Here is a 21,778-nt window from a genome sequence, read left to right as displayed (position 1 = left end):
GTCTGATGGCTGAATCGATTACTAAATACTCCAAACAAGAGCTGCAAAGCCTAGGTCGTGTCGCCGTTATCATGGGTGGCAATGCGTCAGAACGTCAGGTATCTCTGAACAGTGGTAATGCGGTATTAGCGGCGCTGCAGAGTGCCGGTGTCGATGCGTTCGCACTGGATTTGACAGGTAATGGACAGAACCCATTAACTCAATTAGTGGAAACCGAATTTGATCGCGCGTTTCTGATTGTCCACGGGCCTGGTGGAGAAGATGGCCAGCTACAAGGCGCTCTTGAACTGATTAATAAGCCTTACACCGGCAGCGGCGTCGCAGCCTCTGCGGTGGGAATGGATAAGATGCGCACCAAGCAGCTCTGGTTAGGTGCCGGTCTACCCACTCCAGCCTATGCGTCGCTTTGCCCAAGCAGTGACTTTGATCAGATCGTTGAGGATCTCGGACTGCCTCTGATGGTGAAACCCGCTAATGAGGGGTCGAGTATTGGCATGAGTCGTGTCAGCAGCGCTCAAGAGTTACGTGATGCTTATGCTGTGGCGGCTCAGTTTGATAGCCGAGTGATCGCCGAACAGTGGGTCAATGGTCCTGAGTTCACCGTCGCAATTCTAAATGGCCGTGCACTGCCCATTATTCGCCTTGTGACACCCCATGAGTTTTACGACTTCGATGCTAAGTACCAAGCGAATGACACTCAATACCTGTTTGATACCGGTTTGGATAACGAGCAGATCGAAGAGATGCAAGGTCTGGTTGAGCAGGCTTTCCATGTAGTCGGTTGTAGTGGTTGGGGGCGCGTGGATTTGATGATGGATCAAGCGGGTCAGTTTCAGTTGTTAGAGGTAAATACCACACCGGGTATGACCGATCACAGTCTGGTGCCTATGGCGGCAAAACAGGCCGGAATTAGTTTTAGTGAACTCTGTGTCGAAATTGTGATGGAGGCTCGATAGTCGTGGCCTTCAGCCTACCTTGGAAAAAAACGATCCCCACTCAAGTGGCTGAGATCGTTGAGACTCAACAGTCAGCTGCGCAAGAGGCGGAGATCCTCTTTGAGCGAGCTGATCGTTTGGTTGAGTCCGAGGTGGCAAATGAGTCGGATTGGATCTGGAAGCCGGTGTTGGTACTGACCATCTGCGGGATTTTGCTGTCACTGATATTCACAGCGGTTCGCGAGTATACCCAGTGGTTGAATCGTCCTGTAGAGACCGTTGTTGTCGATGGAGCAACCCGTCACATCGATAAAACTGTCATCGCGAATCAGGTAGCAGCGGGTATCAATGGACGCATTTTGGAGCTCGACCTTGGCGCCATTCAAGAGCGACTTGTTGAGGAGCCATGGATCAATGAAGTTGAGGTGCGCCGAGCTTGGCCACCGGCTTTACAAGTGAAGTTGATTGAAGAGGTTCCTGTTGCACGTTGGGGAAATCGAGGCTTATTGAATCACCAGGGTGACATCTTCTGGCCAGAGAGGGTCGATGCTTATCAAGCCCTGCCCGAGTTGTCAGGACCGTCCCACGAGACGGTTCGAATTATGCAGCAGTTTAGGGATCTAAACTCACTGTTTATTCGATCGGGTATTACCTTGGCTGGACTGGAGTTGGAGTCTCGAGGTGCTTGGACACTGCATCTCAATAATGGAATCAAAGTGGTCGCAGGTCGAGATGACCTGATGCCCAGACTAAGGCGCTTCATACAGGTCTATGAAACGCAGCTGGTTAAGCAGCAAGAGTCAATTGAAGAGGTTGATATCCGTTACACCAATGGTGTGGCGGTTAAATGGAAAAAGGGTTCAGGAACCAAGCGTTCCTAAAACAGGTTTTCACGACTCAATCAGCAGAATTTGAGCGAGGGTATTTAAATGCTTCATCTCTATTGGGGAATAGAGTTGAAAGGGGGAGAGAAGATGTTTCAGTTAATTGATCAGGCTGCAGAAGGCGCAAAGATCAAAGTGGTCGGCATCGGGGGTGGCGGCGGTAACGCGGTTGCTCATATGCGTACACAAGCCATGGATGGGGTTCAGTTTATCTGTGTGAATACTGATGCCCAGGCGTTGAGTGATATTACTTTGAGTGAGGCGCTGCACATTGGTCGCGAAACGACCAATGGTCTTGGCGCAGGTGCTAATCCAGAGGTTGGGCGTGCCGCGGCTCAAGAGAGTCGAGCTGCGATTGCTGAACAGTTGGCGGGTGCCGATATGGTGTTCATTACGGCCGGCATGGGCGGTGGTACAGGTACCGGGGCAGCGCCAGTGGTTGCCGAGGTTGCACGTGAATTGGGTGCGCTGACGGTTGCGGTCGTGACTAAGCCGTTTAAGTTTGAAGGCAAGAGCAGAATGCGCATTGCGGATCAGGGTATCTCTGAGCTTAAAGAGGCGGTTGACTCGTTGATTATAATTCCCAACGAGAAGTTGATGAGCGCGCTTGGTAGTAAGGTGACGTTGATCAAAGCCTTTGCGGAAGCCAATAATGTTCTTAAAGGGGCGGTCGAGGGCATCTCTGATCTGATCACTCGTCCTGGTATGATCAATGTCGACTTTGCCGATGTACGTACTGTGATGACAGAGATGGGCATGTCGATGATGGGCACTGGCCGAGCATTAGGTGATGAGCGTGCTCGAATTGCGACAGAGCAGGCGGTTCAAAGTCCTCTTTTAGAAGGGGTTGATCTTAAAGGGGCTAAGGGTGTCTTGGTCAATGTAGCGGCAGGCAAAGATCTAAGCCTGGGTGAGTTTTCGGAAGTGGGTGATCTGGTTGCAGAGTACGCCGCTGAAGATGCCACTATCGTGGTCGGCACGGTAGTCGATGAAACTCTGGGAGACGAGATTAAGGTTACGGTTGTAGCAACAGGGTTAAGTTCTACTCAGCAGAGCGTTATACCGGAACCTGTGTTGGTTGTTGAAAACAGAGAGCCTAAAGCGAAATTGGACATCAATACGTTCGAGCTTCCGGAGATTCTGAAGCGAACTAATCTTGAAGCTCTGCTGGATAAGCCGGAGCCTGAAGATCCCTACGCGGATCTCGATTACTTAGATGTTCCGACCTATCTTCGTCGCTGAACGGAACCTGAATATTTTTTGAGTAAACGCTAGGAAGCGGGGTGGCTTTCCTTTATGATGTGCTGTTAATACGTCATAACTGGATTGGTTGCCCCCGCGGATGATTAAACAGCGCACACTCAAAAACAGCATTAAAGCGACAGGTATCGGCCTGCATTCAGGTCAAAAAGTCTACCTGACCTTGCGCCCAGCCCCTGTTAATACGGGTATTATCTTCCGTCGTGTGGATCTTGATCCCGTGGTTGAAATCCCTGCTGTTGCGCACAATGTCTCTGACACCACGCTGTCTACCAACATCTCTATGGGCGGCGCTCGTGTCGCGACGATTGAGCACCTTCTATCTGCTCTGGCGGGACTTGGTATCGATAATGCCTACATCGAGTTGAGTGCTGAAGAAGTCCCTATTATGGATGGCAGTGCCGCTCCTTTTGTTTTCTTGGTTCAGTCTGCCGGTATTGAAGAGCAGAACGCGCCTAAACAGTTCATCCGTATCCTTAAAGAGGTTCAGGTTGAACACGAAGGTAAGATTGCTAAATTCCTTCCGTTCAATGGATTTAAAGTCGGCTTTCAGATTGAGTTCGATCACCCAGTATTTGAAAACCGTACTCAGCATGCTGCCCTCGATTTTTCGAGCACCTCCTTTGTTAAAGAGGTGGCACGTGCGCGTACTTTTGGTTTTATGCGTGATATCGAATACCTACGTTCTCAAAACTTGGCGTTGGGTGGCAGCTTTGATAACGCAATCGTTGTTGATGACTACCGTATCCTCAATGAAGATGGCCTTCGTTACGAAGATGAGTTCGTTAAGCACAAGATTCTTGATGCAGTCGGTGATCTCTACCTACTCGGTAAGAGCTTGATCGGTGAGTTCTACGGCGATAAATCAGGTCACTTCCTGAATAACCGTCTGCTTCGTACGCTTCTAGAAGATGAATCTGCATGGGAAGTGGTGACCTTCGAAACTGACGATCACAAAGCCCCCATTTCATATCAGCGTCCAGCAGCTGCTGTCTGATTGAACAAAACATGTTATAAAACAGGGCCGACTTAGATCGGCCCTATTTTTTTGCAAAATAGCTAAGGGTTTACTCAGTAAAAGGTTGTTTTTAGGCTGAGTGCCCCCATAAAAAACTTAATTAATAATGACTCACTAGTTGACCCAATCATGCTTACCTCTTTCCTCTCTAAAATTTTCGGCAGTAAAAACGATCGTGAACTTAAACGTATGGGCCGCATCGTTAAACAAATTAACGAACTAGAACCCGAGTTTGAATCACTCAGTGACGAGGGGATCAAAGAGAAAACGGCTCAATTTAGAGAGCGACTCGAACAGGGAGAGTCTCTAGATAAGCTCCTACCTGAAGCCTTTGCCAACTGTCGAGAAGCGTCAAAACGCGTGATGGGTATGCGCCACTTCGACGTTCAGTTGATCGGTGGTATGACACTGCATGATGGCAAAGTGGCTGAGATGCGCACCGGTGAAGGTAAAACTCTGGTCGCTACGCTTGCGGTCTATCTAAACGCAATCTCTGCCAAAGGTGTTCACGTCGTAACCGTCAACGACTATCTTGCAAGTCGTGATGCAGAGTGGATGCGTCCACTCTACGAAGCACTGGGTCTATCAGTGGGTGTCGTTGTGTCAGGTCAGGATGGTGAGACCAAACGCGCTGCCTATGCCTGTGATATCACCTACGGTACCAATAACGAATTTGGTTTTGACTACCTGCGCGACAACATGGCGTTCAATCTGACCGATAAGGTTCAGCGTGATTTCAACTTTGCCGTGGTCGATGAGGTGGACTCGATTCTGATCGATGAAGCACGTACCCCGTTGATCATCTCAGGTCCTGCTGAAGACAGTTCAGAAACCTACAAAGCGATCAACACACTGATTCCACATCTGACTCAATTTGAAGGTGAGATTGATGTCAAAGATGAGACGCAGGTGATCAATGAAGATTTCCACGTCGATGAGAAGAACCGTACCGTTGAGTTGACCGAAGCGGGTCATGAAAAAGTTGAAGGCATGTTGATCGAAGCGGGTCTTCTTGCGGAAGGCGATAGTCTCTATGCTCCGCAGAACCTAACCCTGCTGCACCATGTCCTAGCGGCACTTCGCGCACACCACCTGTTTGTTAAAGATCGTGACTACATCGTTCAGGGTGGTCAGGTTGTCATCGTCGATGAGCATACCGGTCGTATCATGGCGGGCCGTCGTTGGTCAGAAGGTCTTCACCAAGCTGTTGAAGCGAAAGAGGGTGTTGAGATCCAGATGGAGAGCCAAACCCTAGCGTCGACCACCTTCCAGAACTACTTCCGTCTCTACAACAAGCTATCGGGTATGACCGGTACAGCGGATACGGAAGCGTTCGAGCTACGTCAAATTTATGGTCTGGACGTAGTGGTCATTCCGACTAACCGTCCGATTCAACGTATCGATTACAACGATCTGGTCTACTTGTCGATCGAGGATAAGTTCGAAGCGATCGTTAAAGAGGTTAAGCACTGCCAAGAGCAGCAACGCCCAATTCTAGTGGGTACTGCGTCAGTCAGCTCTTCTGAACTTCTTTCGCAGATGCTTGATAAAGCAGGCATCAAACATAACGTACTGAACGCCAAGCAACACGACCGAGAAGCGGGTGTCATCGCTGAAGCGGGTCGTCCAGGTGCAGTCACCATTGCAACCAATATGGCCGGTCGTGGTACCGATATCATGCTTGGCGGTAAGCTTGAAGTTGAACTTGAAGCACTAGGTGAAAATGCTACAGAAGAGCAGATCGAAGCCGCTAAAGCGGATTGGTCTAAGCGTCATGAAGCGGTGCTTGAGGCGGGTGGTCTACACATCATCGGTACTGAGCGTCACGAGTCTCGTCGTATCGATAATCAGTTGCGTGGTCGTGCTGGCCGCCAAGGTGACCCAGGTTCGTCACGTTTCTTCCTGTCACTTGAAGATGACTTGATGCGTATCTTCGCTTCCGATCGTGTTCGTAACATGATGAAAGCGCTAGGTATGGAGAAAGGTGAAGCGATTGAGCATAAGATGGTCTCCAATGCCATTGAGAAAGCTCAGCGCAAAGTGGAAGGCCGAAACTTCGATATTCGTAAGCAGCTTCTTGAGTATGATGATGTTGCTAACGACCAGCGTACCGTCATCTACGATCAGCGCAATGAGTTGATGTCGAGCGATGATATTTCTGAAACCATCGATGCGATCCGTGAAGAGGTGGTTAACGACACCATCAGCACCTTTATTCCACCTGAGTCACTCTCTGAACAGTGGGATATCCCGGGTCTGGAAGAGGAGATCAAAACACGCTTTGCCGTTGAGATGCCGATTCAGCAGTGGCTAGATGAGGACGATAACCTCTACGAAGAGACACTGCGCACACGCATTCTTGATCAGATCGTTGAAGTGTATCGCCAGAAAGAGGCGTTGGTCGGAACCGAATCCTTCCGTAATTTCGAGAAGCAAGTGATGCTTCAAGTGCTGGACCAGCTTTGGAAAGAGCACCTGCAGACGATGGATCTACTTCGTCGTGGCATTCACTTACGTGGTTATGCTCAGAAAAACCCGAAACAGGAGTACAAACGTGAGTCGTTTGAACTGTTCCAGGGGCTTCTAGAGAACATCAAAGCCGACGTTGTTCGTATCATCAGCCACGTTCAAGTGCGTGCTCCTGAAGATGTTGAAGAGATGGAGCGTCAGCGTCGTGAAGCGGCTGAGAAACAGGCTATGGACTTCAAACACGATGCTGCGACGGGAATGCAGGGTGAAGAGACTGATAGCGGTATTGAAGGCGAAGAACAACCAGCAACCTTCAAACGTGATGATCGTAAAGTAGGGCGTAACGAACCTTGTCCTTGTGGATCAGGCAAGAAATACAAAGCCTGTCACGGTAAGATCTCTTAAGCAAAATCGATCATTAAAGGCTGCTCATTGAGCGGCCTTTTTTGTGCGCGTTACTTTCGATCGGTTATTTTCTAGCCGTTATTTTGAAGGGTTAAGCAGAGAGAGTCGACAATCTCTCAATCTGTCTGCGACGCAACTCAGATCCTAGCTCGGCACCCGAGAATCCATCAGCCATCACCTGTTTTGGCTGAACAGCTGCGACTGACTCAACGGCTGTCGCTAAGTCAGCAGAGTTGAATCGGTTATCCTGCTGCAGTGCGTCGTGAATATGGATCAGAGGCTCAGCGGCGGTGGGTTGCTTGATCAATTTAAGATCGTTGATTAACTGAAGTTTTTGTTCGGCATCAGCTGTTGGGAAATTCGACAGAGTCGCTGAGTGTCTAGAGAAGGCAATAGCTAGCGATTTGAAACGGTTGGGGACTTTGAGTTTGAGCGCTAAGGCGTCAACCTCCTCGGTGCTCAGATTCGCAAGGTGGCACAACAGAGCAAATCGCTCCTCAGCCGCTTCAAGTAGTGGACTATCGACGCTATGCAAATCCTGCAACGCAATCCTGTCCAGTGGTGCCAGCAGGTAGTTGGCATGACTCTTTGCTAAGGTAGTTAAGAACTGACTGGGTGTCTTAGTATTTAGCGCTCGCTCAAACTCCTGCCAAACCCGCTCTGTGGTCAGATGGTCCAGCTCACCCGAGGCGCTCATACCCTGCATTAATGCTAGGGTCTCAGGTGCGACTTTGAAACCAAGGTGGGCAAAACGCGCATGGAAACGGGCCACACGAAGTACGCGGAGGGGATCCTCTAAAAAGGCGTCAGAGACGTGCCTGAGTAGGCGAGCATTTAGATCTTTTTGGCCGTTGAATGGGTCGGTAATGACGCCAGTATCACTCTTGGCCATCGCATTAATCGTCAGGTCTCTCCTGAGTAGATCCTCATCCAGGGTGACGCTTGGATCAGTATGGAAGGTGAACCCTTTGTAGCCGCGGCCACTTTTGCGTTCGGTTCTGGCTAAGGCATACTCTTCGTGCGTTTCAGGATGGAGGAAGACGGGAAAGTCACTGCCAACCGGCCTATAACCCGCTTCAAGCATCGCTTCTGGTGTGGCACCGACGACGACCCAATCTCGGTCTTTAACCTCAAGACCGAGTAGTTCGTCACGCACAGCACCACCCACCAGATAGATCTGCATGGTTAACCTTTTTCGCAGTGCTCAGGGAAGGCCAATACCCAGCGTTCAAAACCGCCATCAATGCTGTAGACCTCTTCAAAGCCACGCTCACAAAGGAAAGCGGCTGCAGATTGGCTGCTCATACCGTGGTAACAGCAGACAAGAATCGGCGAATCGAATTCGTGGCTATCGATGAACTCTTGTAGGTTGTCATTGGTTAGATTAACAGCGCCTTTGATGTGATTGTTGGCAAAGCTCTGTCCATCACGAATGTCGGCTACAACGGCGCCTTTCTCAATGAGTTCTAGGGCATCTTTTGCAACGACGTGTTTAAATTGATTCATTTAGTATCCTTAGTCATTCTTAACGATTTAACTCTTGGCTTGAGATCGAGAAGATCGATCCATCCTCTAGTCTCAAAGCCGTTAACTCTCCGCCCCAAACACATCCGGTGTCGAGAGCGTAATGATTGGGTGCCACTCGCAGCCCTAATGCCGCCCAGTGACCGGTAATCTGTTTGTGAGAACTGACCTGTGTCGGTAGTTCAAACCAGGGGAGGAAACCCTCAGGCTGTTCGTCTAATCCACCGTTTGCGTCAAAGTCCAATTTACCAGAGGGTTTAATATAGCGCATGCGGGTGAAGTAGTTAGTGATCGTTCGCAATCGATCGAAGCCAATGATCTCATCTTTCCATTTGGCGGGTTTATTGCCATACATCTGTTCGAAATAGTGGACGGACAGGGTGCTGTTTAAGCAATCAGTCACCTCTTTCGCCAGTTGCTCAGCTTGTTCTAAGGACCAGATGTGGGGAATGCCTGCATGGGTCATCACATAGCCTAAGGCGTCGCAGCGTTGAATCAGTGGTTGTTGTATAAGCCAACTCAGTAACTCATTGCGATCTTGCGCCTGCATGATCGGTTTTAATGTTTTTCCTACCTTTCGATCGACACCTGAGGCAAGTGCTAACAGGTGCAGGTCATGATTGCCAAGAACAATGCGCGCGCGAGGTCCAAGTGATTTTATAAATCGCAAAACCTCTAAGGAGTCAGGACCTCGATTAACCAGATCGCCAGCAATCCATAGCTGGTCATCTTCACTGAATTGGAGTGAATCAAGTAGGGCGATCAGTGTTCGATAGCACCCTTGAATATCTCCGATGGCATAGGTCGACATTGCGTTGTTAAAACCGCTTAGTTAGGCTGAAAGGCCATAGCATATAGGAATTCTTCAGTGGACCCAAAAGGATGATTGATCACTCGTTTAGCGCAGTCTGCAATACGAGCACTAAACTGCTAATCCTAGGCTCACTGCCTGGTAAAAAATCGATCGCTGAGCAGCAGTACTATGCCCACCCTAGAAATGCGCTTTGGCCTATTCTGTGTGACTGGCTGCAGATGCCAAATTCAATGAGTTACGAACAGAAGTTGGCCGCAGCCTTGGAAGGTGGGATTGGGTTTTGGGACGTCGTTGCTGAAGCCGAACGGCCGGGATCACTGGATTCAGATATCAAGTCATCGACTGTTCACTACAATCCAATTGATCAACTCATCGAGAGCTTGCCCAAGTTGAAGTGCATTGTTTTAAATGGCGGGGCAGCGATGAGGCTATTCAAACGAGCTGGGTTTGATCAGTTTGCTAAAGCAAAGGGGATAGACTTTTTTCAGCTGCCGTCGACCAGTCCGGCGCATGCATCGATGACCTTAGATGAAAAAAGAGTTGCGTGGCACTCTGTGCTGATCGACACTCTGAAAGAGTAACGTACATCCATTCGATATTATTGGAGGTGTTTGTATGGCATTAGCTACATTTGCTGCAGGTTGTTTTTGGGGTGTTGAACTGCGATTTTCCGATTTGACGGGTGTGACCGGCACTCAAGTGGGTTACATGGGCGGTGCTCTCGATCAGCCGAGCTACCAGGATGTCTGTACTGGCCAGACGGGTCATGCCGAGGTGGTGCAGATCGAATTTGATGAACACCTTATCGCGTATGAAGCCCTTTTAGACTCTTTTTGGCAATGGCATGATCCCACCACGCTGAATCGACAGGGACCTGATGTTGGCACGCAATATCGTTCAGCGATCTTTTATCAAGATGATACGCAACGCATCTTAGCGGAGCAGTCAAAAGCGGTTCTTGGAACCAGTGGCGTGTTTGCGAACCCTATCGTGACTGAGATTGTGCCGGCTCAAACCTTCTGGCCTGCAGAAGAGTACCATCAACAATATCTTAAAAAACGAGGCGCCTCTGCATGTGGAATTTAGCCACATCCAACCAATCCGCTCTTAAGTTGATTATTGGTAACCACAACTACTCAAGCTGGTCACTGCGTGCTTGGTTTTTTATGAAGCGATCAGGCCTCTATTTTGATCTGGAACGTTTAGCCCTGTTTGAGTCGGACTTCCATGAAAAACTCTCCCAATACAGTGATGCAGGGCGTGTGCCGGTGCTGATCGATTCTGAGCTTCAGGTTTGGGATTCCCTAGCAATCTGTGAATACCTCAGTGAAGCGCATCTAGCAGGATTAGGTTGGCCAGAATCCCTGCAAGATCGTGCTAAAACGAGATCCATAGTCTCTGAGGTCCACTCTGGTTTTGCCAATCTAAGGCATGCGCTACCGATGAACTGCCGTGCACAGCGATCGATCAGTGTGTCTGAGACGGTGCGATCAGAGATTGAGCGTATTGATCAGATCTGGAGTGATCCTTGGTTCATTAATGCTCGCGAGAAGGGAGTCGACTTAGGTATACTAGATGCATTCTTTGCACCGATTGCTTCTCGTTTTCATACCTATCAGATCGAACTGACAGAGCCTGCCTCACAATACCGAGATTGGCTGCTGCAGACCCCAGAGTTGATGGAGTGGTATCAACTAGCCTCAGAAGAGACTGAGGTGATTGAAGACGAAGAGGTAGGTACACCTCTTTAACTCGATTGATGCCACGCGCGTCATTTGGAATGGTATGAACACCAAATCTCCCGTGAAGCCAGAGTTTTTGCTCTTGATGGCCGCTTTGCAATGTCTAATGGCGCTCTATGTCGATGCGATGTTGCCTGCCCTGCATGAAATTGGATCTGATCTTAACGCCCTCGACAACAACCGTTATCAGTTTGTTATTACTAGCGTTATGTTGGGTCTGGCTGTAGGGCAGTTTTTCTATGGCCCCCTTGCCGATGCCTGGGGTCGAAAGCCTGCGGTCTATCTTGGCTTTACACTGATGCTGATCGGCACCCTGATCTCTCTGTTTGCAGAGACCTTTGAGGTCATGTTGGTGGGACGAGTGTTACAGGGGTTAGGTGCAGCGGGTCCGCGTGTTGTTACCATGGCGATTGTGCGTGATAAATACGTTGGGCGCGACATGGCGCGTGTGATGTCACTGATCATGACCATCTTTATATTCAGTCCCGTTGTGGTCCCTATGCTGGGCCAACTGGTATTGCTTGTCGCCGATTGGCGAGCAGTGTTTGGCATGCTGTTGGTGCTGACAACGGCGGCCTGGATCTGGTTTTCTCTACGCCAAGAGGAGACGCTTAATCCAGAGCATCAATCGACTCTCTCCTTTAAACCAGTGATGAAGGCGATGCGTCAGGTTGTGACGACCCGCGAAGGGTTTATCTACACCTTTGCCGGCGGCTTGGTACATGGATCATTGATTGGCTTTTTGGTCTCCGTACAGGGGATACTTCAAGGCATCTACGATACTGGCGCACTCTTTCCGGTCTACTTTGCAATGATGGCGCTTGGGGTTGGGATATCCTCTTTCATGAACTCAAAGCTGGTCTACCGCTTTGAGCTCAGAAAGTTGGTCATCTTTGTCATGGCGTTATCGGGTCTAATTTCATTGCTAGAGGCGATCGTCATTGGTGCTTGGCAGCTGACGGTTCCTCTACAGGTGTTTATCCTGATGATGATTGTTACGACCTTCTTTTTTGGCTTGTTGTTCGGCAACCTCAACGCGTTGGCAATGGCGCCCTTCGGTAAAATCGCAGGTGTCGCTTCAGGCACTATTGGGGCCTTTACCATGTTGCTGGGTGTCTTGGTTGGCTCGCTGATCGGCATGCAGTTTGATGGCACTGTTCTGCCTCTACTGATCGGATTCGCGGTTACAACCCTATCAGGCTTAATGTTAGTGATTCTCTTTTCAAAACCCAGAGTGCAACGTGTTGAGGTGCCACACTGATCATGAGTGATCAAACATCAGCTCTGCTCTCACCCGGCCAGGAAGATCTCTGGTTTTTGCCCTTAGGGGGTTCAGGCGAGATCGGTATGAACATGAATCTTCTCGGTCACGCCGGTGACTGGATCATGATCGACTGTGGTGTCACCTTTGACGAGGTGGTTGATCCTGAATCGCACCGCACTGCAGCTGTAGTGTCAGCCGACCCCAAGTTCATCTCGCGTCAAAAAGAGAACCTTAAGGGAATTGTCATAACCCATGCCCATGAGGATCACTTGGGAGCTCTGCCGTTCCTCTGGCCACGCTTGAAAGCACCCGTATACGCTTCGCCTTTCGCGGCAGAGGTGCTAAGAAGAAAACTGGCACAGCATGGCTTAGATGGCCGAGTACCTATTCAAGTGATCAACCAACGGGAGCGATTTACTCTCGGTAACTTCACCCTTGAATTTCTACCTATTACGCACTCGATTCCAGAAGCACAGTCTCTGCTTATTGAAACGGCTGTTGGTACGGTACTGCACACCGCCGACTGGAAAATCGATTATGACCCAGTCATTGGTGAGCCGTTCGATGAGTCACTCTATAAAGGGCTCTCTAAACTGAATATTCGTGCACTGCTTTGTGATTCGACCAATGCGCTGAAACCGGGAATGTCGAAATCAGAGTCGATCTGTTATCGCGGCATTTTGAAACAGCTGGAGTCGGTTCAAGGTCGAATTGTGGTCAGTTGCTTTAGCTCCAATTTGGCCCGCCTTGTCACAGTTGCCCGTGTAGCAGATGCTTTAGGTCGACGCTTTGCTCTGATTGGTCGTTCTCTAAAAAACATCTACTCCATCGCCAAAATGACCGGTTACTGGCCTGATGAGCTAGAACCCATTGATGAGTCTCATTTGGGTTATCTTCCAGCCGAAGAAGTGTTCGCGATTGCGACCGGTAGCCAGGGAGAAGAGCGTGCAGCACTGAATCGCTTAGCGCTAGACTCCTATCCTCATTTTTCAATGGAGGAGGGCGATCTGGTGTTGATGAGTTCGTTCCTTATTCCCGGAAATGAGCGGTTGGTAGAGCGGATGTTGGATCGTTTTAAAGCGCGCAAAGTTAAAGTGGTTGAATCGGCCACCAGCTCGACGCCGATTCATGCATCTGGCCACCCTTGTCAGGCTGAATTAGCCGATATGTACTCTTGGGTACAACCGATTATTGCGGTGCCATTGCATGGTGAGCCTGAGCACATCAAAGCGAATGCCGAGATTGCTCGTAAGTACTCCGTACCGGTTCAACTGATCGGTGAGAATGGCGATCTCTACGAGTTGGCGCCAGGTCATCGTATTCACTATGCCAAGGTGCCCGCCGGCCGTCTTGCTCTCGTTCAATAGCGGTCTGATTTTTGCAATGTGTCTGTTAGCTTTCAACTGGCGTCCTAACCACACTACCCCGTTACTCTTGGTAGCCAATCGAGATGAGTTCCATGACAGGCCAGCTCTGCCTATGCACTGGTGGCCTGTTCATCGAAGTGACTCTTCAGAGGTGTTGGCCGGCCAAGATTTAAAAGCCAAAGGAACTTGGTTGGGGTTCAATCGCTCTGGTCGATTCGCATTTTTGACGAACATTCGCCCTGGTTATATTGGCGTAGAGGGCGCTCGCAGTCGGGGTGAGATTCCACTGCTGTTCTTAAACTCAAACGAATCAATCCAGAAGATTGCTCAAGCGTTAAAAGAGAATAGAGATCAATATGCCGGCTTTAATTTGATTGTTGGTGAGCCTGGGGCGTTGTTTTGGATGAGTTCAAACAGTCCTGACCTTCAGCCAATAGAACCCGGAGTACATGCTCTGAGTAATGATGCACTTGATACTCCATGGCCTAAAGTGACACTGGCACGCCAACAGATCTCCGAACAGGGTGTGTTGCTAGAGACTCAACTGAACGGATCTGGTCTATTAATGGACCCTAACCTAGCGAATGACGCTGAACTTCCAGATACCGGTATCCCTGCCGATTGGGAGCGCTTACTCTCTTCTCAGTTGATTATCAGTGAAACCTACGGCACTCGATCTCGCTGCTTGTTCCGACTATCTGGTGGTCAGTATGATGTTGTTGATCAGCAGTTAGATAAAACCGGTGCTGTCGTGTCAGAACAGCCGTTTAGTTGGTTTGTCGGGGAGTAACAGATGTTTGGAATAGTGGATTTCTACACCTATCTTATTGGGACAATCATTATTATTTTGCTGCCCGGTCCCAACTCTATGTACGTCGCTACGGTAGCAGGGCGCCGTGGCGCTCTCGCAGGGTTTCAAGGCGCGGCGGGTATTTTTGTAGGGGATCTGACGTTGATGACACTGTCAGTCGCCGGTGTGGCGAGCCTGATTCAAACCACCCCAATTCTCTTTACGCTGCTTAAATATGCCGGTGGACTCTATCTGATGTGGCTCGGTTTTGGTCTGCTAAGATCGCTTTTCACTAAACCTCAAAACAGTGATTCGGACATCGATTTGCCCAAGGACTCTAAACACCCGTTTAGAGTAGCGCTGACGATCAGCCTTCTTAACCCCAAGGCAATACTCTTTTTTGTCTCGTTCTTCATTCAATTTGTCGATCCAAGCTACGACAACCCCTGGCTCTCTTTCGCCATTTTGGGTCTGGTTGTTCAACTCTGTTCACAGATCTATCTTGCGGTGTTGATTCTTATGACGATCTATTTCAAGTCTCTTCTAGCAGAGGGGGGGAAACTTTCAGGCTTTGCGAAAGGGTTAGCGGGATCACTGTTTATGGGGTATGGTCTTAAACTAGCACTATCAACTAACTAGTGTTCAGTTTTTGTATTAATAACCCGATCCTTTGGTCCAGGTATGAAGCTTATATTGAAAATAGCTCTATTGTTAGCGTTAACACTACAGGCTCCCCGGATCGCTGCTTCTGATGCCGAATTACTCTCTCAACTGAGTCAACAAGAGCGTGACTATCTCGAGAATAAACAGACCATAAGAATGCCCACCTATAGCAATTGGCGCCCCTTTAACTATGTTGATGCGGGTCAGCCGAAAGGCTATCTAATTGACTTAACTCGACAAATTAGCCAAAAGCTAGGTCTTGAACTGCGCTTTGTTAATGGGTTTGAGTGGTCGCAGCATATGGAAAAATTGGCCGATGGCCAGTTAGATGTTGTCGGTAATATGGTGCTGACTGAAGAGCGCCAACAGCGCTATCTTTTCAGTGAAAAGCAGACACTAGAACTGTTGACTGGGCTAGTCAGTTTAAAAGGGTACACGCGCTTTTCCGATCTGGATGGTCAGATTGTTGGTATTCAGAAAGACTCAATTTTTGAGAGCTATTTTAAGAAGCATTATCCTCAGGTTCGCTATAAAGAGTACTTATCATTTGATGAGATGATGGCCGCTCTGTTGAACGGTAAGGTTGATCTCTTTGTAGAGAACTATTCGATTGCCAACTATCTGATCAAGCATACCCACCTCTTTAATGAGGATCTGCAAGTTAGACTGCTAGAGTCTGAATCGGGACTGCAGTTAAATATGCATTTTGCGTTTAACCCGCAAGATAGAATGCTGAAAACCCTTTTTGATAAAGCCTACGATAGCTTCAGCCCTGATGAAATCAGGGCGCTACAAGAGCTGTGGGGCATGGTGCCAAACAGTGAATTGAGCCCTTTCACTAAAGAGAGCTTACAAAAGCTGCTCTATCTCTTTTTCGCCACAATGGGCGTCATATTTCTGCTGCTTTACCGCTATCTACTTCTATCGAAACAGAGCTCAAAAATAGCGCAGATTAACAAACAGTTAGAGCAAGAGCGTTCTGAACTAGAGCGTTTGAATCAAGCTTACGCGGAACAGGCGGCAAAAGTTCAAACCTCTGAAAAACTCTCAAAAGATTATCTCAATGCCTTAACTAAGATGGGTAATATGTTTGCCGTCATAGGTGTTGAGAGCCTGAAGGTGATCGATGCTGACGATAAGACCGCTCAGTGGTGGGGATATCATTCTGCTAAAGAGGTTATCGGTAAAACGATACCTGATTTGATGGATATCACTCCAGAGTTTGCCCGCCAATTTCACCTTGAAGCTAAACGCCAAGGTGCCGTAATCCGATTTCAAAAACAGCTGCGCCCAGCACCAGGTTCTGAGGCTAAAATGGGTGAAATCTGCTTGATCTATCAGCCGGCTAAAGATGGAGTCGAGGCTCATACCATCCGTTTAATGCGCGATGTTTCGGAAGAGCAGGCACTCCGTCAAGCATTAACGGATAAAGCTGAAGAGGCTGAAAGACTCTCACTGGTTAAAAGTGAGTTTTTGGCCAATATGAGTCATGAGATTAGAACACCTATGAATGCGGTGCTGACCTTGGCTCAAACCTTAGCGCGTGCTGAAAACGCCAATAAACCCGTACTCGAAAAAGCGAAAAAAATCCTAAGAGCGGGGCAGTCATTACAAAAGCTGATCGACGATATTCTGGATTTTTCTAAGATAGAGAGCGGTAAGCTCAAGCTGGTGACTACCGAATTCTATCTGGATGAACTGCTTGAAACCGTTGCTCTACTCATGTCCAGCTCAGTTAAAAGTAAGAAGGTTCACCTGGCGATTACACCGAGCTATCAGGGTAACCTCAAAATATCAGGCGACCAGCAACGCCTGGAGCAGATTTTGATCAATCTGATCAGTAACGCGATCAAGTTCACTTCGAGGGGCTATGTCGAGTTGAGGGTTGATGTGATCAATGCAGACACTGTACCCCGTCTTCGCTTTGCCATTCGTGATACTGGCATCGGTATGAGTGATGAGGTTTTAGCTAAAATTCTGAGGCCTTTTGAGCAGGGCGATGGTTCGATAACGCGTAAATATGGTGGGACTGGTCTAGGGCTCAGCATTACCCAGCAACTTCTCTCATTAATGGGAAGTGAGTTAATTTTTGAGTCCCAGCAGTTCCGAGGCACTACCGTCTCCTTCGAATTGACTCTGCCTGTGAAGGTTATTGACCCTGATCCTACAACAGAGGCTAGAGTTCTGATTGCCTGTAAAAACCCCTTTACACGTAACTCTCTTGTGGCCGTTGCTAAAGCGATGGGTCTAGATCATGAAGTAGGGCAGACTCAGAGTTATCTGATCTATCAACTCGTTTCAGCCATAAAGGCGGATCGCTCCTTTGACTCTGTCATTGTCGATGAAGAGATGTCCGGCAATAACCTGAAGGGTCTGGAAGCGGAGATCCAGAGTGAGTTACTGAGCAAGGGCGTTAATTGGTCTGGAAAACTGGTTACAGTTACCAGTCCTGTCAGTCATATTGAAGAGTATGAGAACAGCCCCTATGACTGTTTGATAGAACCTGTTACCAGTTCTACGTTAAAACGCATCATCAATTCTGATGCCCAGCCTGAGACAGAACATATTCCAAGTCAGCGACTTTTAAACCGAACACTGTTAGTGGTCGATGATAATCTTTTCAATCGTGATTCAGCTCGCGAGTTTCTTGAAGCGGAAGGGGCCTCAGTGATTCTTGCCAAGGATGGTAGTGAGGCGATCAAACTCTTAAGGGCGGCAGAGTTACCGATAGATTTGGTATTGATGGATGTGCAAATGCCAGTCATAGACGGTCTTGAAGCGACTCAAAGGATTCGTGCCCTGCGGCGGTTTGAAAATTTACCCATAATTGGTATGTCGGCAGGCGCCTATGCTGAGGATATTGAAAAGGCTTTAGAGTCCGGCATGAATAACTACATCACTAAACCGGTCGATATTGAGAAAGCCGTTGTCGCAATTGCAGAACTGATTGCGCCTGAAGCACTGAAGGAAAATGCGATCTCAACTAACACCAATCAATGCGATATAGATAGGCCTCAAAGCTACTTTGATATAGCACTGGCTAGAGATTATTGGAGCAGTGATGAAACGGCTAAAAAGTATGTTGCACAATTCATTGAAAAATACGCCCAAACTCTTGAGTCGTTGCAGCAAGAGTCCGATGAGCTAAATGTTGAGTTTATCCATAAAATGAAGGGCGCTAGCAGTATTTTGGGAATGCCACAGCTCACCGAAAATCTACTGCTTCTTGAAGCCCTTCTTCGTAATGGAAAAAAATTATCGGCTGAACAGGTCGCCACACTGGTGGCTGTTTGGGCAGAGACAAAGCGCGAAGCTTTGACAAGTTTGGAACCATAAATAACCGATGACCAAGCAAGAACAGGGTGTCTCTAAGGTCGTGACAACCAATCAGGCCGGTTTGCATGAGCGTCTCGATGAGATTGTATTGCGTAACTTAAATAACCCATTTCGCAAACCCATTGCCGACCATACTCAGGTCGCCTTTGATCAGGTGACCGATTGGCTCAAAGGTCGTTCCGGAGAGCTTATCTTGGACTCTTGCTGTGGTATTGGTGAAAGCTCCCGCCATCTTGCCAATCGATACCCAGACGCCAATGTCATAGCGGTTGATCGTTCTGCTTATCGTCTTAGTAAGCACGAAAACTGCTTCACGGGTGAGCTTGATAACCTACTCTTTGTGCGAGCGGATTTAATCGACTTTTGGCGCCTGGCTGCAGCTTCAGAGTGGCGTCTAGCCAAGCATTTTATTCTCTACCCCAACCCTTATCCTAAATCAGCTCAGGTTCAGAGACGTTGGCATGCCAGTCCTGTATTCAGTGATCTATTGACCTTGGGTGGGGAGTTAACCGTTAGAAGCAACTGGAGACTCTACATCGAGGAGTTCGTTAGGGCACTGGCGTTGGCGGGTCATGAAACTAGCGTGCAGTTATACAGCGCAGACCAACCGATGAGTGCATTTGAGCGGAAATATTGGGAGAGTGGTCAGCAGAGCTGGCAGTGCGTAGCGCAGCTTTCAGAGTCTGGCTCAGCTTTAAAACCCTAAGATCCTAAGAGCCTCTTCATCCTGTATGCGCCTGTTGAACGCTTGAATCAGCCCCGCCTTGGCCGTCGACTCAGAGGCTGATGAAGCCGATTTAATGGACAGAGTTGTGGCATGCTCCACCTTAGATTGACCATCCAAAAAGCGAATTGATAAATCGGCTTTGGCAATGTGAATGCCATAGGCGCTACTGATTTCTTCAATGACCTGGCACTCGACGGTTATAACACCAGATGAGGAGTTGATCTCAAAACCGGCTTCTAGGATTAGACGCTCCAGTGAGCCTTTAAAGCTCATGCAGCTTTGTTCGGTTTTTAGCATTACCGGGTGGTTGGTTTGGTAATCTTTAATGGCAGATTCAGTGTCTGCAACCTGGTTGCTGTACTTTTCCCCAATCTCCGATTCCCCCAGCTGTTTCAGAAGAGATATTAATGGCTGTTGAGCCTTTAGATCGGTTAGCTGTTGTCGAGCACTTGCCCAGTCAGAGAGAGTCTTGATTGGCTGTGCAGAGGAGGCGGTTAATCTGGGGTCTATTTCGTTTTTGAGGTTCTTAATTAAGGCCGTTTTTTTCAACGCTAGCAGGGTCGCGGTTCGTTGCGGTGCAATCACATCCTGTTTAAGGATCTCATATCCACCCAAAGGCAAACGCTCGGTTCTGCTTTGAATCGACGACTCCACCACTCGCTCAGTATATTCACGACTGTCTCTAACCGACGAAAGGCGCTGCTCTTGTGTGCTGGATAGTTGAACTAACAGTCTCTCGGCAAGATGAGCTAATGCAGCCTGCTCAGAGGCTTGTGCGCTGCCTCCCTCACCGACACCGTAAAATTGATCACCTGTGTTGACTAGCGGACTCATCAACCAATCAGGAGTCTTAGGTTCTGCGACAAGGATGACGGGTTCTCTGCTTGCACACCCAGTCGTTACAAAACTGGCCAACATTAGAAAAGCGAGAATGAATCTGCGGGTCATAGCTGGTTCTCTAAACGCGCCTGTTCACTCTTCTGACGTTCAACACGCAAAATGGCTTGGTTAATGATCTTGTTGGGCTCTTTTACCAACTGATCGGCTAACCGGTAGAGCTGCTCAGCTTGGCTAGTTTTACCGAGCTGCTCTTTAACAACGGCTAAATTGTAAGCCGCCACATAGCATTGGTCACCTGTACTGGTTAGAAGCTCGGAGAAGAGCACTTCAGCTTTGTCGATGCGGTGATCCTCAACGTACTCGATACCATACTCCAAAAGGTCCTCTTGCTCGCTGCTGTAGTCGATCTCTGGATCATCGAGCAGTTGCACTATGACAGTTGCCTCATAGGGAGCTATGTAAGTCATGAACTGATCGGTGATCTCATCAGCTAGGTTGCTTAGGACACTCTCGGGTGTTGGAAGAGAGTAGGCGCTGTCACGACAAGCATCGTGACTCTCTTTTGCCGTGAAGCGTTCAGAGAGAATCAGGTCCCCGCGTTCAGTATCAACGAGTCGGATGGTAGCGTGCAGGTTGGAGTGCATCTCATCACAAGGGATGTAGCGCTCATGAGTTTTTTTGCACTTCTGATCGGCACACTCAACACGAGTAACGTAGTAGAGCGAGTAGTCGGTGGTCTGAATCTCCACCTCACCAGTAATCAGTCCTTTCGCACCGATCAGCTGACCGATCTCAACAGACGTCTGTTCATCGACTAGCCCAGAGTGTTGAAGTTTTTGCTCGTCTAAAATTGATTCAAGATCCTTACGGTTGACCACGGTAAAAAAGGTCTCACCTGCCACCCTATGGTTGGTGACTCGAGATTCAATGCTGTTCGCCACACCGGAGTAGTCATTCTCAAATGGAAGCACCGCAACGACTTTGGTGGCGGCAGCCCGATCACTGATGGCTGGATTGATCAGGGTAATCTTAGCGGTCGATGAGCAGGCCGTAAGAAATAAAGCGGTGACCGCTAGGCCAAGGCTTTTTAATTTACAGTTTGTTAAGTTCACGCTCGGCACTCTGTTGTTGCGCTTGAGGAGAGGGGTCTTGCATCACCTCGTTAGAGGAGCAAGCCGAAAGTGATAAAGCTATCAGTAGTAGAGTAAATAGAGGTTTCATCAACAACTCACTTATCTAGTTGATCAATCTGAGAGTCGATCGCGTTATTGATCGTCGCTTTTTCAACGCCCAGCAAAATGAAGATGACCTCTGTTTCAGGGTGCTGCCAGTAGCTCACTTGTTGTGAGTTATTAATTGTCAATTCGGAGGTTTGTCTTGCGACTTGAGTGACGACGCGTTCAGCCGTCATCTCATCGGCACCCGTTGAACGTTGATAGGAGTCTAGTTTGCTTTTAATCTGAGCCTCGACCTGTTGTGCGATATCAGCACGAGCATTAATGGCTGCCTCTTTACGAGAAAAATCATACCCTAGCTTGCTCAATGGAGCAGATCCTACGCCGACATAACGATCAGCCTCCATGTAGCCACCACAAGCCCAAATAGGTGCTTGTTCACCATGGATGACGCATTCGCCACCTTCGACTAGATCGGGTTTAGGCAGTTCACTGCTGCAGCCGGCAAGGGTTGTTAAAAGTGTCGCAGTCATCAGTAACTTGGTGCGTAGGTTCATGATCATTA

Annotated in this window: 21 protein-coding genes; 14 read left to right on the top strand and 7 right to left on the bottom strand. The window is 48.6% G+C overall.

Going from position 1 to position 21,778, the window contains the following annotated elements:
• The first annotated feature begins 5 nt into the window (after positions 1-5).
• The 5 genes from XMD579_RS09615 (at position 6) to secA (ending at position 6,971) form a co-directional block, all read left to right on the top strand.
• Positions 6-956 carry a D-alanine--D-alanine ligase gene (locus XMD579_RS09615; RefSeq protein ID WP_173484340.1) on the top strand — a complete coding sequence of 317 codons (951 nt, stop codon included), beginning with the start codon at positions 6-8 and terminating at the stop codon, positions 954-956.
• Between the two features lie 2 nt (positions 957-958).
• A complete protein-coding gene (locus tag XMD579_RS09610) occupies positions 959-1,816 on the top strand; it encodes a cell division protein FtsQ/DivIB (RefSeq protein ID WP_371731526.1) in 858 nt (285 codons plus the stop codon).
• A 93-nt stretch (positions 1,817-1,909) separates the two neighbouring features.
• Complete coding sequence (gene ftsZ, locus XMD579_RS09605; protein ID WP_173483061.1) at positions 1,910-3,061, top strand: cell division protein FtsZ; 1,152 nt, start codon at positions 1,910-1,912, stop codon at positions 3,059-3,061.
• A 100-nt stretch (positions 3,062-3,161) separates the two neighbouring features.
• Positions 3,162-4,076, top strand: coding sequence for a UDP-3-O-acyl-N-acetylglucosamine deacetylase (lpxC, locus tag XMD579_RS09600; RefSeq protein WP_173481271.1), 915 nt, complete (start codon positions 3,162-3,164; stop codon positions 4,074-4,076).
• A 150-nt stretch (positions 4,077-4,226) separates the two neighbouring features.
• The gene (gene secA / locus XMD579_RS09595; RefSeq protein WP_173481270.1) at positions 4,227-6,971 is read left to right on the top strand and encodes a preprotein translocase subunit SecA; all 2,745 of its coding nucleotides are present in this window, start codon (positions 4,227-4,229) and stop codon (positions 6,969-6,971) included.
• A gap of 91 nt (positions 6,972-7,062) precedes the next feature.
• Here secA and XMD579_RS09590 read toward each other — a convergent pair whose 3' ends face one another.
• Genes XMD579_RS09590 through XMD579_RS09580 form a run of 3 tightly spaced genes read right to left on the bottom strand, consistent with a single transcriptional unit; the run spans position 7,063 to position 9,306 of the window.
• Positions 7,063-8,154 (bottom strand): hypothetical protein, encoded by a 1,092-nt coding sequence (locus tag XMD579_RS09590; protein ID WP_173481269.1) that lies wholly within the window; start codon positions 8,152-8,154, stop codon positions 7,063-7,065.
• A 2-nt stretch (positions 8,155-8,156) separates the two neighbouring features.
• Positions 8,157-8,477 carry a thiosulfate sulfurtransferase GlpE gene (glpE, locus tag XMD579_RS09585; RefSeq protein WP_173481268.1) on the bottom strand — a complete coding sequence of 107 codons (321 nt, stop codon included), beginning with the start codon at positions 8,475-8,477 and terminating at the stop codon, positions 8,157-8,159.
• Positions 8,478-8,496: 19 nt separating this feature from the next.
• Positions 8,497-9,306 (bottom strand): symmetrical bis(5'-nucleosyl)-tetraphosphatase, encoded by an 810-nt coding sequence (locus XMD579_RS09580; protein ID WP_173481267.1) that lies wholly within the window; start codon positions 9,304-9,306, stop codon positions 8,497-8,499.
• Positions 9,307-9,377: 71 nt separating this feature from the next.
• Here XMD579_RS09580 and XMD579_RS09575 point away from each other — a divergent pair, with 71 nt between their 5' ends.
• The 9 genes from XMD579_RS09575 to XMD579_RS09535 are packed head-to-tail and all read left to right on the top strand — an operon-like array spanning position 9,378 to position 19,177.
• Positions 9,378-9,890, top strand: a complete 513-nt coding sequence (locus tag XMD579_RS09575; RefSeq protein ID WP_173483060.1) for a DNA-deoxyinosine glycosylase — start codon at positions 9,378-9,380, stop codon at positions 9,888-9,890.
• 34 nt (positions 9,891-9,924) lie between these two features.
• A complete protein-coding gene (gene msrA, locus XMD579_RS09570; protein WP_173481265.1) occupies positions 9,925-10,395 on the top strand; it encodes a peptide-methionine (S)-S-oxide reductase MsrA in 471 nt (156 codons plus the stop codon).
• Positions 10,383-11,060, top strand: a complete 678-nt coding sequence (locus XMD579_RS09565; RefSeq protein WP_173481264.1) for a glutathione S-transferase — start codon at positions 10,383-10,385, stop codon at positions 11,058-11,060. The genes msrA and XMD579_RS09565 overlap by 13 nt, the downstream gene beginning before the upstream one ends.
• Before the next feature lie 34 nt (positions 11,061-11,094).
• Entirely contained in the window at positions 11,095-12,312 is a 1,218-nt protein-coding gene (locus tag XMD579_RS09560; protein WP_173484344.1) for a multidrug effflux MFS transporter, read from the top strand.
• A gap of 2 nt (positions 12,313-12,314) precedes the next feature.
• Positions 12,315-13,682: a ribonuclease J gene (locus XMD579_RS09555; RefSeq protein WP_173506299.1), complete on the top strand. Its 1,368-nt coding sequence runs from the start codon at positions 12,315-12,317 to the stop codon at positions 13,680-13,682.
• 16 nt (positions 13,683-13,698) lie between these two features.
• Positions 13,699-14,472, top strand: a complete 774-nt coding sequence (locus XMD579_RS09550; protein WP_173481261.1) for an NRDE family protein — start codon at positions 13,699-13,701, stop codon at positions 14,470-14,472.
• Between the two features lie 3 nt (positions 14,473-14,475).
• On the top strand, positions 14,476-15,111 hold the full coding sequence (gene leuE, locus XMD579_RS09545; RefSeq protein WP_173481260.1) for a leucine efflux protein LeuE: 636 nt from the start codon (positions 14,476-14,478) through the stop codon (positions 15,109-15,111).
• Positions 15,112-15,153: 42 nt separating this feature from the next.
• On the top strand, positions 15,154-18,471 hold the full coding sequence (locus tag XMD579_RS09540) for a response regulator (protein WP_173506298.1): 3,318 nt from the start codon (positions 15,154-15,156) through the stop codon (positions 18,469-18,471).
• Positions 18,472-18,478: 7 nt separating this feature from the next.
• Entirely contained in the window at positions 18,479-19,177 is a 699-nt protein-coding gene (locus XMD579_RS09535; RefSeq protein ID WP_173481258.1) for a tRNA (guanosine(46)-N(7))-methyltransferase TrmB, read from the top strand.
• Here the strand turns inward: XMD579_RS09535 and XMD579_RS09530 are convergent.
• From XMD579_RS09530 to XMD579_RS09520, 4 genes are read right to left on the bottom strand one after another with little or no spacing between them, the layout of a single operon-like run.
• Complete coding sequence (locus tag XMD579_RS09530; RefSeq protein WP_173506297.1) at positions 19,166-20,146, bottom strand: LPP20 family lipoprotein; 981 nt, start codon at positions 20,144-20,146, stop codon at positions 19,166-19,168. The genes XMD579_RS09535 and XMD579_RS09530 overlap by 12 nt on opposite strands.
• On the bottom strand, positions 20,143-21,150 hold the full coding sequence (locus XMD579_RS09525) for a CsgG/HfaB family protein (protein WP_173506296.1): 1,008 nt from the start codon (positions 21,148-21,150) through the stop codon (positions 20,143-20,145). Before XMD579_RS09525 ends, XMD579_RS09530 begins: the two co-directional genes overlap by 4 nt.
• A complete protein-coding gene (locus XMD579_RS11455; protein ID WP_256368157.1) occupies positions 21,131-21,259 on the bottom strand; it encodes a hypothetical protein in 129 nt (42 codons plus the stop codon). Before XMD579_RS11455 ends, XMD579_RS09525 begins: the two co-directional genes overlap by 20 nt.
• 7 nt (positions 21,260-21,266) lie before the next feature.
• Entirely contained in the window at positions 21,267-21,770 is a 504-nt protein-coding gene (locus XMD579_RS09520) for an LPP20 family lipoprotein (RefSeq protein ID WP_173483055.1), read from the bottom strand.
• Between the last annotated feature and the right edge of the window lie 8 nt (positions 21,771-21,778).

It is taken from the genome of Marinobacterium sp. xm-d-579 (assembly GCF_013282935.1).
GTDB lineage: Bacteria > Pseudomonadota > Gammaproteobacteria > Pseudomonadales > Balneatricaceae > Marinobacterium_E.
The sequence above is the reverse complement of the archived record's forward strand: the minus strand, read 5'-3'. Positions and strand labels throughout refer to the sequence as shown.